This window comes from Kribbella yunnanensis, assembly GCF_039529655.1.
Taxonomy (GTDB): Bacteria; Actinomycetota; Actinomycetes; order Propionibacteriales; family Kribbellaceae; genus Kribbella; species Kribbella yunnanensis.
In genome coordinates, this window is sequence record NZ_BAAANF010000018.1 from 115,875 (window position 1) to 128,465 (window position 12,591).

At 68.3% G+C, this 12,591-nt stretch carries 10 protein-coding genes and 1 pseudogene; 7 read left to right on the top strand and 4 right to left on the bottom strand.

The genetic code is table 11. The annotated features are described in order from the left end of the window. A pseudogene (locus ABD231_RS28165) lies at positions 1–378 on the top strand (DUF402 domain-containing protein); the annotation flags it as partial. On the opposite strand, the gene ABD231_RS28170 reads toward ABD231_RS28165, so the two are convergent. After that, positions 357–1,886: a CocE/NonD family hydrolase gene (locus ABD231_RS28170; protein ID WP_344158454.1), complete on the bottom strand. Its 1,530-nt coding sequence runs from the start codon at positions 1,884–1,886 to the stop codon at positions 357–359. The pseudogene ABD231_RS28165 and the gene ABD231_RS28170 overlap by 22 nt on opposite strands. 91 nt (positions 1,887–1,977) lie before the next feature. Here ABD231_RS28170 and ABD231_RS28175 point away from each other — a divergent pair, with 91 nt between their 5' ends. Together ABD231_RS28175 and ABD231_RS28180 are read left to right on the top strand one after the other, a co-directional pair. Further along, positions 1,978–3,885 (top strand): Na+/H+ antiporter, encoded by a 1,908-nt coding sequence (locus ABD231_RS28175; RefSeq protein WP_344158456.1) that lies wholly within the window; start codon positions 1,978–1,980, stop codon positions 3,883–3,885. Further along, positions 3,885–4,295, top strand: a complete 411-nt coding sequence (locus ABD231_RS28180) for an HIT family protein (RefSeq protein ID WP_344158458.1) — start codon at positions 3,885–3,887, stop codon at positions 4,293–4,295. The genes ABD231_RS28175 and ABD231_RS28180 overlap by 1 nt, the downstream gene beginning before the upstream one ends. On the opposite strand, the gene ABD231_RS28185 is transcribed toward ABD231_RS28180, so the two are convergent. Then, positions 4,292–5,968, bottom strand: a complete 1,677-nt coding sequence (locus ABD231_RS28185; protein WP_344158460.1) for an alkaline phosphatase D family protein — start codon at positions 5,966–5,968, stop codon at positions 4,292–4,294. The genes ABD231_RS28180 and ABD231_RS28185 overlap by 4 nt on opposite strands. 154 nt (positions 5,969–6,122) lie before the next feature. On the opposite strand from ABD231_RS28185, the gene ABD231_RS28190 reads away from it, so the two are divergent. Both ABD231_RS28190 and ABD231_RS28195 read left to right on the top strand, forming a co-directional pair. Further along, positions 6,123–6,485: a hypothetical protein gene (locus ABD231_RS28190; protein ID WP_344158462.1), complete on the top strand. Its 363-nt coding sequence runs from the start codon at positions 6,123–6,125 to the stop codon at positions 6,483–6,485. Positions 6,486–6,515: 30 nt separating this feature from the next. Then, complete coding sequence (locus ABD231_RS28195; protein WP_344158464.1) at positions 6,516–9,194, top strand: S8 family peptidase; 2,679 nt, start codon at positions 6,516–6,518, stop codon at positions 9,192–9,194. Here the strand turns inward: ABD231_RS28195 and ABD231_RS28200 are convergent. Together ABD231_RS28200 and ABD231_RS28205 are read right to left on the bottom strand one after the other, a co-directional pair. Then, a complete protein-coding gene (locus ABD231_RS28200; protein ID WP_344158466.1) occupies positions 9,191–9,748 on the bottom strand; it encodes a HEAT repeat domain-containing protein in 558 nt (185 codons plus the stop codon). The two genes, ABD231_RS28195 and ABD231_RS28200, sit on opposite strands and share 4 nt — an antisense overlap. A gap of 35 nt (positions 9,749–9,783) precedes the next feature. After that, on the bottom strand, positions 9,784–10,845 hold the full coding sequence (locus ABD231_RS28205; protein ID WP_344158468.1) for an aminoglycoside phosphotransferase/kinase family protein: 1,062 nt from the start codon (positions 10,843–10,845) through the stop codon (positions 9,784–9,786). Between the two features lie 99 nt (positions 10,846–10,944). Here ABD231_RS28205 and ABD231_RS28210 point away from each other — a divergent pair, with 99 nt between their 5' ends. Beyond that, on the top strand, positions 10,945–11,496 hold the full coding sequence (locus ABD231_RS28210) for an RNA polymerase sigma factor (protein WP_344158470.1): 552 nt from the start codon (positions 10,945–10,947) through the stop codon (positions 11,494–11,496). After that, complete coding sequence (locus ABD231_RS28215) at positions 11,493–12,566, top strand: hypothetical protein (RefSeq protein ID WP_344158472.1); 1,074 nt, start codon at positions 11,493–11,495, stop codon at positions 12,564–12,566. The genes ABD231_RS28210 and ABD231_RS28215 overlap by 4 nt, the downstream gene beginning before the upstream one ends. Positions 12,567–12,591 lie beyond the last annotated feature (25 nt).

Consider the following 12,591-nt stretch of genomic DNA (forward strand, 5'->3'; position numbering starts at 1 on the left):
GTCTCGCAGCGTGGTGAGGGGTTGAAGCTGACTGCGGAGGAGGCTCATGTGCAGTTGTTTCCGCGGGGGCGGTGGTTCACGGTGATCTTCAATGATGCGCCGCGGATGACGGAGATCTACTGCGATATCACTACGCCGGTGGAGTTCTCGGATGATCGGGTGACGATGATCGATCTGGATCTGGATGTCATCAAGCGGCGGGATGGGACGGTGCTGGTGGATGACGAGGACGAGTTCGCCTTGCATCAGGTGAAGTATGGGTATCCGGCTGAGGTTGTTGAGCAGGCGCAGGCTTCTTGTGACTGGTTGGTGACGGCGGTGGCTGAGGATGAGCCGTTTGTCAGTGTCTACAAGACTTACCTGGATATGGTGCGGTAGCTGACGGTTGTGTTCTTGAGTAGGAGGGCGCCGGGGAGTGGGGCGCGTTGGCCGGCGAACATGTCGGCTACTGGGGAGACCGTGAGGTAGAGGTTTTGGCCGGCTGGTACGTCGACTGCGATCGCGGGGAGTTCGATCGTACGGCGGGTGCCGTGGGCGGCTCGTTTTTCGCGTAAGGGCATGGTGTTGTTCTGGATGACGCGAGCGGTCAGGGGGTTGGTGCCTACGCTCAGGGCCAGGAATGCCGGGGTGCGCGGGACGATGGTGTAGACGTTCGCGGTGACGTGTGGGGTGCCTGCGACGGTTAGTGGGCCGGCGGCGATCTTCACGTTGACGGGGACGCCGACGCCGGTGGGGGTGGCGATCTTGCCGAGACGTTTGACCGTGTTGGCGGCTAGCGACCGTTGCGTTAGGCAACGGCCGTCGGCGGTAGAGAGGTGGTACTTGCCGAAGCCGGTGAGGCCGGTGGACTCGCCCAATAGCTGCAGGCGGAGGAACCGGAGGGCGAGACCGGCGAAGTTGGGTGAGCCGAGGGCGATGGAGCAGGGGTCGCCGGCGGTGCCGTAGCCGGGTGGTACGACGGCGGGGAGGGCGTGGCCGCCGTTGTAGCCGACGAGCATTGAGTGGGACCGGGCGCGTGGGGTGAGGGCGCGGTCGAAGATGGACAAGCCTTCGTTGAGGTTGAAGAGGTTGTCCGTGATGCCTTGTTCGAGCAGGACCGGTACGTCGAGTTTGCGGCCCTGGGCGACGTGCCAGGCGGGGCCGTTGTGGGCGAAGAATGCGGTGAGCTCCCGGCCGGCTTTGCCGGTGGGCCAGGCGCCGGTCGCGACCATGATGACGAACGACTTGCCGATCGAGGGCGGAAGGTTCTTGCCGCCGCTGGCGTAGAGGATGCCGAGCCAGATGGTGCGCGCGGTCTCTGAGGGGGCCAGGGAGCGTTTGAGATCCCACCAGGTGATCTCGGGGGCGAGGGCGTCGAAGCGGGTTCGGCCGTGGTCGCGGATCTCGGTGAAGGCGCCGGCGAGCTGGTAGCCGCCGCCGTACGAACCGCCGATGGCTCCGATCAGCGGGTCGCCGGGTCGCTGCTTGGTCACCCAGTCGAGCGAGGCGACGAAGTCGATGAGTTTGATGACGTCGCGGCCCTCGTAGTCGGGGTTCATCACGTGGGCGACGCCGGTGCTCTCGCCGAAGCTGCGCTGGTCGAAGCTGAGGATGCCGAAGCCGGCGTCGAGGTGGGGCCGGAACTGGCGGATGTCCGTGGTTCGTGAGCCGCCCCAGCCGTGGCTGCTGAAGACCAGCGGAACAGGATGTTCAGCCGACGCGACCGCCGGTTTGAAGAGCGTGTAGCAGATCCGCACTGGTACTGAGGTGCCCGGCTCGGGTACCGACAGCACGCAACCAGTGGTGACCGTGTCCTCGGCGGCAACAGGCGAGGCGAGAGCAGGTGCCGGGGCGAGCAGAGCCCCGAACAATAAAAGCACCGAAAGGACGGAGGCGGTACGGCGCATGTGATCACTCCCCGTGGTGGACGGATCTCGCTCCGCACACGCTAGACGACGCCGGCTCGGCGGACCAGTGGGAACTGAGACACTGTGCTCCGTGCATATCGCGATCGAGATCGTCGCCCTCGTCGCCGTGGTCGCAGGCGGGGCCGCGCTGGCTCGGCGAATCGGGCTGTCGGCTCCCCTGCTCCTCGTGGTGATCGGCGTCGCCGCGTCCTATCTGCCCTTCGTCCCGCGGGTCGAGCTGGAACCCGAGGTAGTGCTCATCGGGTTCCTGCCCCCGCTGCTGTACTCCGCAGCGATCAAGACCAGCCTGGTCGACTTCACCAAACACCGCCGGTCGATCGGCCTGCTGTCCGTCGGTCTGGTCGCGTTCACCGCGGTCGGGGTCGGCCTGGTCGCCTGGTGGCTGCTCAACGTCGTGGCCGAGTCCCAGGGCTACGAGCCACTCCCCCTCTGGGCCGCGTTCGCGATCGGCGCGGTCATCGCACCGCCGGATGCCGTCGCCGCGACCGCGATCGCCAAGCGGGTGGGTCTCCCCCGCCGCGTGGTCACGATCCTCGAGGGCGAGAGCCTCGTCAACGACGCGACCGCGCTGGTCATTCTCCGTACGTCGCTCGCAGCGGCCGCCGTCGTACCGACTGTCTGGGGAGTCGGGCTCGACTTCCTCCGGGCAGCCGGCGGTGGTGTCGCGATCGGCCTGGTGGTGGCGATCGTGCTGGCCAAGATCCGGAAGCGGTTCACCGACCCGGTGCTGGACACCACGCTGAGTCTGACCGCCCCGTTCATCGCGTACGTTGCGGCCGAGAACCACTACATCCACGCGTCCGGCGTACTGGCTGTGGTCGTCACCGGCCTGATCCTCGGGCACAAGGCGCCGATCATCCAGTCGGCCAAATCGCGGATCTCGGAGCGGACCAACTGGCGCACGTTCCAGTTCCTGCTCGAGAACACGGTCTTCCTGCTGATCGGCCTGCAGACCCGGTGGATCCTCGACGACCTCTCCGAGAGCCCGCTCCCCGGCTGGCTGATCGCAGTCTCGACAGTCGCGGTCTTCGCGGCCACCGTCCTGCTGCGGCCGATCTGGGTCATCCCGACCACCTACCTGTCCCGCCGCGTACTCGGCCGGTCCCGCCCGGGTCCGGTCTCGTTCGGCGCGCTGATCGTCGTCTGCTGGGCCGGGATGCGCGGTGTGGTCACCCTGGCCGCGGTCTTCACGCTCCCGGAGGACACTCCGCACCGCGAGGTGCTGGTCTTCATGGCGCTGGCCGTCACCGGTGGGACGCTGCTCCTACAGGGCTCCACGCTCCCCTGGCTGGTACGGCGTCTGCAGCTGCCCGGACCGGATCCCGCAGAGGACGCGCTGCAGGAGGCCGCCGTACTGCAGGGTGCGCATCGCGCCGCGATCGAGAAGCTCGACGAGATCAGTACGGCGGATGATCCAGCGGCCGTGCTCGCGGTTCTCCGGCAGCGGGGTGAGTCGCGCGCGCTGGCCGCGTGGGAGCGGCTGGGGCGTCCGGAGAGCGAGTACGAGACGCCGAGTGAGGCGTACCGGCGGCTGCGGATGGCGATGCTGGAGGCCGAGCGGGCGCACATCCTCAAGGTCCGCGACGCCGGTCTGGTCGCCGACGAGGTCCTGCAGCGCGCGCAGTCCGTACTGGACATCGAGGAGTCGATCCTCGATCGCGACGAGGACGACGACGTCGGTGGCCGCTCCGAGGACCTGCGCCCGCCTGCCTCGGCCAGTGGAGCCTGCGAGCACCTCCTCCAGGCGCCCGTGGTGGTCGCGCCGAACACACCTGAGGGTTGTGAGGAGTGCCTGGCCGAGGGCGGTACCTGGGTGCACCTGCGGTTGTGCCTGGGCTGCGGTCACGTCGGCTGCTGCGACTCATCGGTGATGAAGCACGCGAGCAAGCACTACGACGAGACCAAGCACCCGGTGATGCGCAGCTTCGAACCCGGCGAGAACTGGCGCTGGTGCTTCGCGGACGAGAAGCTCGGCTGATGGCGGACTGTCTGTTCTGCTCGATCATCGCCGGGACGACGCCGGCGCACATCGTCCTGGACACGCCGGAGCTGCTCGGCTTCCTCGACATTCGACCGGTGTTCAAGGGGCACACACTGATCGTGCCGCGCGAGCACGTGCCGACCATGGTCGAGTTGACCGACGAGCTGACCGTGCCGTTGTTCGGTGCGGCGCGGTCGGTCGCAGCGGCGGTCCGTACGGCGTTCGGCGCGCAGGGGTCGTTCGTTGCCGTCAACAACGTGGTGTCGCAGTCGGTCCCCCATCTCCACGTGCACGTGGTGCCGCGGACGAAGGGGGACGGACTGCGCGGGTTCTTCTGGCCGCGGACGAAGTACGCCGACGACGCGGAAGCCGCCGAGTACGCCGCCAAACTGCGAGCCGAGCTCTAAGGACGAACCGTCTCCCACGCAACCGTGTCGTCAGAGGAGGACGCGGTGGCGGCGGTGGCGGCGCGCGACCGGACGGCATCGGAACCGGCGGCAGCGAGCGGTGCCGGAGCCTGCGGGGTTTCGCCGGTCAGGTGTAGGCCGGGCTTGCGGTCTTCGATCGTGAACTGGGCGCGGGTGAACGCCTGTGCCTCGTGGTCCCGGACGGTCCGCAGCGTGCGGAAGTCGGCAACCATCGACTCGCGCGTGATCGTCGTGTTCACGTAACCGCGCAGGTTGTTCTGGAACCGCAGGTGCGGATTCCACGTCAGCCACGGGTGAGCCGTCGTGCCGGAGTCAGCACCGTCACCGCCGGTCGAGATCGACGAGCAAACCAGCTCTGAACCGACCGCGGGCGCAGCCGGGTCGTCGTAGTTCAGCTTCAGGTCCGAGGCCCAGTGCGCATGTACGTCGCCAGTCAGTACGACGGCATTCCGCACCCGCGCGTCGACCCAGCCGCGGGTGATCCGGTCGCGGGAGGCGACGTACCCGTCCCAGGAGTCCATCGACGTCACCTTCAGCGGACCCTGGTTGTTGTCGCGCTGCGCGAAGAACACCTGCTGCCCGAGGATGTCCCAACGAGCCTCCGACCGGCGGAAGCCGTCGATGAGCCACTTCTCCTGCCGCTCCCCCGTGATCGACCGCTTCGGGTCCACCGCGGCCGGGCAGTCCTTGTAGCCGTCACCGCAGCCCTGGTCGTCGCGGTACTGCCGGGTGTCGAGCATGTGGAACGTTGCCAGCTCACCCCACTTCACCCGCCGGAACAGCTGCATGTCGATCCCGCGCGGCTTCGACGACGCACGCAGCGGCATGTTCTCGTAGTACGCCTGGAAGGCCGCGGCCCGGCGGTCCAGGAACCCGTCCTCGGGCTTCTCCGGGATCTCGTCGGCCCAGTTGTTGTCGAGCTCGTGGTCGTCCCAGACGACCAGCCAGGGCGCGACCGCGTGTGCGGCCTGCAGGTCCGGGTCGGACTTGTACTGCGCGTGCCGCTGCCGGTACGAAGCCAGGTCCGTGGTCTCGGGGCCGTCATGGTCGCGGACGTTCCCGCCGGGCGCGACGTACGTGTTCTTCGTGTACTCGTACTGGTAGTCGCCCAGGTGCAGCACCAGGTCCGGCCGGTCCTCGGCCAGCCGCCGGTACGCCGTGAAGTAGCCGTGCTCGAACTGCGAACACGAGACGAACGACATCGACAGCTCGCGCGGCGTGGTCCCCCGGGCCGGCGCGGTCAGCGTGCGGCCTACTGCCGTCACATAACCCTCGCTACGGAACCGGTAGTAGTACTCGCGGCCCGCGTGTAGACCCTGGACGGTCACGTGCACCGAGTGGGCGTGCTCCGGCCGGGCGACCGCGACACCGGCCCGGACGACGTGGTGGAAGCGGCGGTCGGTGGCGACCTGCCACTGGACGGCGTACGCACGGTTCGGCATGCCACCGTGTCCGTCCGGTGCGGTCGGGTCGACGGCGAGCCGGGTCCACAGCACGAACCCGTCGGGCCACGGGTCACCGCTCGCGATCCCGAGCGTGAACGGGTCCTGCCGAACGGGCGTCGCCGCCGCGGTGGCCGGAGCGGTCAGGCCGGCGACCACCGCGCTGGACGCCAGACCGGCTTTCAGGACTGATCTTCGCGAAGTCTCCATGCGGCGAACGCTCCCCACCACGGGCAGCCAGTGGTTGACCAGGAGATGGCCAGTGCGTGACAGAAATTGACGAAACACGTATTTAAGACTGGCTGAAGATGCTCCGGCACGATGTGACCGCGGTCAAACCTGGCCGCTGACGAGGGGGGTCGTCATGGGGTGGGTCCGGTGCGGGCTGCTCGCTGCGGGATTGCTGATCATCGCGTCCTGTACGACGGGGACGGGCAGCACGCCTTCCGAGACTCCATCCGGTGAGTCGCAGCGCGTGGTCGTCACCCTGGCCGGGAACTTCCGGCCCGAGGGTGAACTGGGGGACCAGGCGCGCCGTGCCCAACGCACCGCGATCCGGGCCGCACAGGACGCCGTACTGGCCGAGGTTCCCACGGCACAGGTGATCCGGCGGTACGACGCCGTACCGCAACTGGCCCTGGTCGTCGACGCGGCCGCCCTCGACCGGCTGCAGCACTCACCGCGAGTCGCGGCTGTACAGCAGGACACCGCCCAGCAGTCCGGCTGAGGCGACAGCACAGTAATGGGGGAAATCACGATGCAAGTTCGAAGACTGTTCGTTGCGCTGGCTATGGCCGGCCTGGCAGCGAGCACCATGCAGCTGCCGGCACAAGCTGCGCCCGAACCGAGTCCCGGTGAGAAACAGCTGATCGAGAAGGCCGGTCGGGAGGGTTCGGCCCGGGTGATCGTGCAGGTCGACCGGATCGCCGACAAGCAGCAGGTGCTCGACAACATCGACCAGGGCACCGCGGATCAGAACCGGACGTACCGGTCGTTCCCGTTGCTCGCCCTCGATGCCGACAAGGCCGCACTGACCGAGCTAGCCGCCGATCCGAACGTGGTCTCGATCCAGCCGGACAAGCTCGGTTCGCCGTCGCTGGCCGAGAGCATTCCGTTCATCCGCGCCAACACCGTGCACCAGCTCGGCTTCACCGGCGCCGGCCAGACGGTCGCGATCCTGGACACCGGGATCGACCTCGACCACCCGTTCTTCGGCAGCCGGATCGTCTCCGAAGCCTGCTACTCCAGCACCAACGGCGCCAACGAGGTCTCGCTGTGCCCGAACGGAACGGCCAGCCAGACCGGGGCCGGATCTGCTGATGCCGAGACCGCACAGTGCCTCAACGGTACGGCGAACATCTGCCGCCACGGCACGCATGTCGCCGGTATCGCGGCTGGTGCCGGGACCGGCGTGACCGGTGCCCCGGGCAACGGTGTGGCTCCGGGCGCGAACATCATCGCGATCCAGATCTACCACCGCAACAACGTGGGTTGTAACGGCAATCCGCCGTGCCCGCAGTTCTACTACTCGGACTTCATCGCCGGGATGCAGCGGGTCCACGACCTGCGCAACACGTTCACGATCGCGTCGGCGAACCTGAGTGGTGGCGACACCAGCAACCAGTCCACCGCCTGTGACGGCAGTACGACGAAGGCGTCGATCGACCTGCTGCTCGCGGACGGCATCACCACGACCATCTCGGCCATGAACGAGGGACACCCCAACGGCGTCGGCGAGCCTGCCTGCGTCTCCACCGCGGTGACGGTCGGCGCGATCGATGCCGACGGCAGTGGCAACGAAGTCGACAGCCCCGCCAGCTATTCGAACCGTGGCCCGATGCTCGACCTGTTCGCCCCCGGTACGTCGATCCGCGCCTCGGTGCCGGATGACGCGTGGGCCAACCTCAGCGGTACGTCGATGGCCGCCCCGCATGTCGCCGGAGCGTTCGCGGCCTTGCGGAACGCCTACCCGAACGCCACCGCGGCCACCCTGCTCGGGTACCTGCGGGACACCGGGGTCGACATCACCTACCCGACCAGCCCGACAACCAACGCGACCACGCCGCGGATCGACCTGCTGGGCGCTCTGCAGCAGGGCAACAACCCACCGACCATCAGCGCCGACAACAACACGGTGACGGTGAACGAGGGTACGACGGCCAACAATGCCGGTGGTTTCGGTGATCCCGAAGGCCGGCCGGTCGCGCTCTCCGCCTCCAGCGGGAACGTCGCGGATGTGGGTGGCGGCCGCTGGTCCTGGACTTCAAGCACCAGCGACGGTCCGACCCAGAGTCGCGATGTCACCATCACCGCCACCGACGACAAGGGTGAGACCGCGACGACCACGTTCCACCTGACCGTCAACAACGTTGCTCCGGCGGTGACGATCGATCCCGCGCAGGTGAAGACGATCGGCGAGGGTTCGACGCTCGGGGTGAAGGCGTCGTTCGTCGATCCTGGGTCGGCTGACACGCACACGGCGAGCATCGACTGGGGCTTCGGCGCTCCGACCGCCGGTTCGATCGTGGGGACGACTGTCACCGGAAGCCGTGCGTACGGCGACAACGGGTCGTTCACCGTTGGTGTGAAGGTGACCGACGACGACGGTGGCAGCGGTACGGCGACCTTCCCGGTGCAGGTGACGAACGTGGCTCCGACCGCGGTCGTCGACGAGACCGGGGCGACTGTGATCAACGGCGTACCGACGTTTATCGCGCACAGTGGTGACCCGGTGAACTTCAAGGGTCGTTCGACCGATCCGGGCAGTGACGACCTCGCGCTCAGCTGGAGCTGGGGTGACGGGCCGCCGGCTCCGGATGTGACGACCAACTACCTGGTCAACCCGCCCGGAACCGATCCGGCCAGCAGCCCGAGTCTGCAGCCGCGGGACGTGACGGATGCGAAGTCGCACACGTTCGGCTCGGCATGCAACTACGACGTCGGGTTCACGGCTCGCGACGACGACAACGGTTCGAGTGCGGACTCGGCCAAGGTCATCGTGCAGGGCAACGCGCACCTGACCCGGATCGCGCCGCTGTGGTACCTGCAGACCCGTGCTGGGCTGCGGATCCCGCCGGTCGACCTGCCGGTGAGCACGATCAACTGCTACCTGCAGGTGGCACAGCACATGAGCCCGGTCTTCTCCGAAGCTCGTGACGTCTCGACGATGGCCAAGGCGCACTCGGTCCTGAACATCCAGCTGCTGAACCCGAAGGCCGAGTTCGACCGGCAGGCGTTGACCGCCTGGCTCAACTTCGCCGACGGTTCGTTCGACCTTGGGACCCAGGTGGACACCAACCTGGACCTGCAGCTGGACAGCACCTTCGGCGCAGTGATGGCGCAGGCCGAGGCGATCCGCCTCAACCCGGCCTCGACCAACAACCAGATCCGGCAGCAGACCCTGCTGCTGGAGAAGCTCAACACTCTAGGGTTCTAAGGCATTGGTCGGTCCAATCGCTCACTGAGTTTCACCAGAGCACGCTCAACGGCGGCCCGGACTGTAAGGTCCGGGTCGCCTGCCAGCTCCTCGACCGCCTCCACATGCTCGAACTCCCCCGCCGCACCAACAGCCCGTACGGCGGCCGCGCGCACCCGAGGCAATTCGTGCTCCAGCATCGGGAGCAGCGCATCGACCAACTGACCGAGCTCTCGCTGCGCAGTGATCCGCGCAACGTGCTCACGAACTCGCCAGGCCGGATCATCCGCCACCGCCAGCAGCGCATCCACCACGTCATCCCGCCAGACGTAGAGAAACACCCGCGCGGCCCAGACCCGGATCCAGTAGTAGTTGGCCGGATCGACCGGAGCCGTCCAGCCGCCAGGATTCGCCGACCCCGTGATCGCGACCAGCTTCGGCAGGTCCGCCCCGAACGCCGCCGTACCGGAGATCTCGCCGGTCAGGAACGCGACGGCCCAGTCGATCACCGTGTCCTGGCCGTGGGCAGCGCACGCAGCGTGCACCACCTCGCGCGGATGCTCCCGTTCCTTCATGGACTCAGTAAAGCCCGTCCCACCGACAAAACTTGTCAGGCCAGCAGCCGGGCCCAGTCGTCCAGTTCCCGCAGGATCCGCGGCAGGTGCTCGGCGGCGTCGTGGAGCGAACGGGTGCAGTACGCGACTCGCTCCGCGCTCTCGTCGCGGTGCCCGAGCGCCACCCACAGGCACCAGGCAGTGAAGCTCAGGTGCCCGGCGAGCAACCCGGCGAAGGCCGTCGCATCAGCGGGCCCGGCCGGGCCGCCGTGGTCTCGGTAGGACCCGATCAACGAGCGGACGATCCGCGGGTCGCCGCCTGCGATGCTCCGCTCGTCGCGAGCGGCGAGCCGGACGGCGTTGCTCACCGCGTCCCACCACGGGACCTCGGCGGTCGCCGACTCCCAGTCGATCAGCACCAGTCCGGTCGGGGTGGCGAGGATGTTGGATCGGGCGGCGTCGCCGTGGGTCATCGTCAGCGGCAGGCGGTTCCGCAGCGCGTCGGCCAGCAGATCGGCCGAGTCCTCAACTACCCCAAGCACAGCGCGGGCCGCCCGACCCAGCGCCGGGTCGACCGTGCCCTGTCCCGCTACGGCCCGGTCTGCAGCGTTCTCGGCCTCGCCGACCCAGTCCCTCCACTCCTCCAGCGGGTGGACCGGCGACGCGTCGGCCTCCGGATCGACTGCAACGTCCAGCCGGGCGATCCGGGCCAGCACACCGCCCAGCCAGCCCGCCAGCTCCTCGTCGGGCACGCGGGCGTCGCGCAGGTCGCTGCCTTCCACCCACGTGGTCACCCGGGCGAGGTCGCCGTCGGCGTCCGGCGGCGCGTACCAGAAGCCCACGCTCGGTTCAGGCGGTTGGACGGGCCTCGGCATCGGGATGCCGGCCGCGGCGGCGGCGCTCTCGAGTCGATGCACGGTCCAGGCCTTCGTGCGCTGCCACTCGGCGAGGTCAGGGCGGTCGGCCGAGCCGAGGCGGTCGTGTTTGACCACCCAGCGTCCGTGCGTCGTCGACACGATGCGGGTGACGGCGGGGCGGTCCCCGTTGGCCAGCGGGCGGTCCTCCAGCACGGGCCCGAGGTCGAATGCGTGGGCGACCTGCTCGGCATCGATCGGCATCCGGGCATGATGCCACCCGCCGCCCGGCAGGCGCGACGCCTTTTCAAGTGTCCGGAAATGACCTGAGACGCCGCGCATACTGCCGGACATGGAAGAGGTATGACGGCTGAGGGCGCGTTCCGGGAGCTCTTCGAAGCGAACTTCCGGGAGCTACTCGGCTATGCCCTGCGCCGATGCAGCTCCCCCGACGACGCCGCGGACGTCGTGGCCGACACCATGCTGGTCGCTTGGCGCCGGTTCGACCAGGTGCCCGTCGACGGTACGGCGAGACTCTGGCTGTACGGCGTCGCGCGCCGAGTGCTCGCGAACCACCGGCGCGGGGTGCAGCGGCGGGACCGCCTCGGTGAGCGACTGCGCGTGGAGCTGCAGGACGTCGTACCGGATCACGCCGACGAGGTCGAGGCGAACGCCGTACTAGTGGCTGCGATGGCCGGGCTGAGCGACAACGATCGTGAACTGCTGATGCTCACCGCGTGGGAGAACCTCGATCCGCAGGAGGCTGCGGTGGTGCTCGACGTACCGGCTCGGGTGGTGCGAACGCGGTTGCATCGGGCGCGTGCGCGGTTGCGGGAACGGCTCGGAGACGCGTTCACCGGTCACGGACATGTACGGGATGACAGAGCACTGCGACCAGCTCAGGAGGAGCGATGAATGACCGCGAACTCGACCGGCTGATCGCACGGGCCAACCCGTTCGGCGACGACAGCGTCCGGCATCTGCCGACCGACAGCGCCGAGTCCGAACTGCTGGAGGAGATCTTGACCACCACCGAACCCGCCACCCTGTTACGGCCGAACCGGCGCCGCCGGATCGCCCTCGGTGCCGCCGCCGCGGTCGCGGTCGCGGCGGCCATCGCCGTCGTGGGCGCCGTACTGCCCAAGGACAGTCCGGTCGCACCGTTCGTGGCCCCGCAGAGCGCGTACGGCGCGGAGGTCCGCGCGGTCGCCGAGGCGAACGAGCGGATCCTGATCGACGACCCGGCCTGGAAGATCTCCCGGGTCGACGAGTTCACCAAGGAGTCGGGCGCCATGACGCTCGCCAACGGTGACAAGACCTTCGAGATCACCTGGTACCCGGCCAAGGACTACAAGTCGTACTACGACGACCGGTTCCAGGGCACGGCCGGGCACTCCGAGGTCGAGGTGCTCGGCCAGAAGGGCACACTGTTCCGCTACGCGAACGGCGGCTTCGACTTCGCGTTCATGCTGCCGTCGAAGGGCCCGAGCTTCGTGGAGACCCGCGCCGACCTCGGGTCCGAGGAGGCGTACCGGGCGATCCTCGGCAAGCTGAAGAAGGTCGACGTCGACACCTGGCTGGCGGCGATGCCGGAGGAGGTCGTGAAGCCGGAGAAGGTGCGTGCGGCCGTCGACCAGATGCTCAAGGAGGTCACCGTGCCGAAGGGCTTCAACGCCGCACCGCTCTACCAGGAGACGGTGATCGCGCGGTACCACCTCGGCGCCCGGGTCACCAGCGCCGCGTCCTGCGCCTGGCTCGACCAGTGGTCCGCCGCCACGAAGTCCGGCGACAAGGCGAAGGCGGCCGAGGCCGTCAAGGCCATGCAGGGCAGCAAGTCCTGGAAGATCCTGCACGACATGAACGCCGAAGGTGACACCCCGGAGATGATCTGGCTGCTCGCCGACGAGATCGCCGGCAAGGTCAAGCCCGAGGCCAAGTCCGGCAAACCCGCCGACGGCTACCAGGAAGCCCTCGGCTGCCGCTGAGAACGACGAAAGGGCCGACCGGATT

What these genes read in the sequence shown, in the direction of transcription:
- ABD231_RS28170 (WP_344158454.1), bottom strand. Translation starts at nt 1,886, where the DNA reads ATGCGCCGTACCGCCTCCGTCCTTTCGGTGCTTTTATTGTTCGGGGCT.
- ABD231_RS28195 (WP_344158464.1), top strand. Translation starts at nt 6,516, where the DNA reads ATGCAAGTTCGAAGACTGTTCGTTGCGCTGGCTATGGCCGGCCTGGCA.
- ABD231_RS28210 (WP_344158470.1), top strand. Translation starts at nt 10,945, where the DNA reads ATGACGGCTGAGGGCGCGTTCCGGGAGCTCTTCGAAGCGAACTTCCGG.
- ABD231_RS28200 (WP_344158466.1), bottom strand. Translation starts at nt 9,748, where the DNA reads ATGAAGGAACGGGAGCATCCGCGCGAGGTGGTGCACGCTGCGTGCGCT.
- ABD231_RS28205 (WP_344158468.1), bottom strand. Translation starts at nt 10,845, where the DNA reads ATGCCGATCGATGCCGAGCAGGTCGCCCACGCATTCGACCTCGGGCCC.
- ABD231_RS28215 (WP_344158472.1), top strand. Translation starts at nt 11,493, where the DNA reads ATGAATGACCGCGAACTCGACCGGCTGATCGCACGGGCCAACCCGTTC.
- ABD231_RS28190 (WP_344158462.1), top strand. Translation starts at nt 6,123, where the DNA reads ATGGGGTGGGTCCGGTGCGGGCTGCTCGCTGCGGGATTGCTGATCATC.
- ABD231_RS28185 (WP_344158460.1), bottom strand. Translation starts at nt 5,968, where the DNA reads ATGGAGACTTCGCGAAGATCAGTCCTGAAAGCCGGTCTGGCGTCCAGC.
- ABD231_RS28180 (WP_344158458.1), top strand. Translation starts at nt 3,885, where the DNA reads ATGGCGGACTGTCTGTTCTGCTCGATCATCGCCGGGACGACGCCGGCG.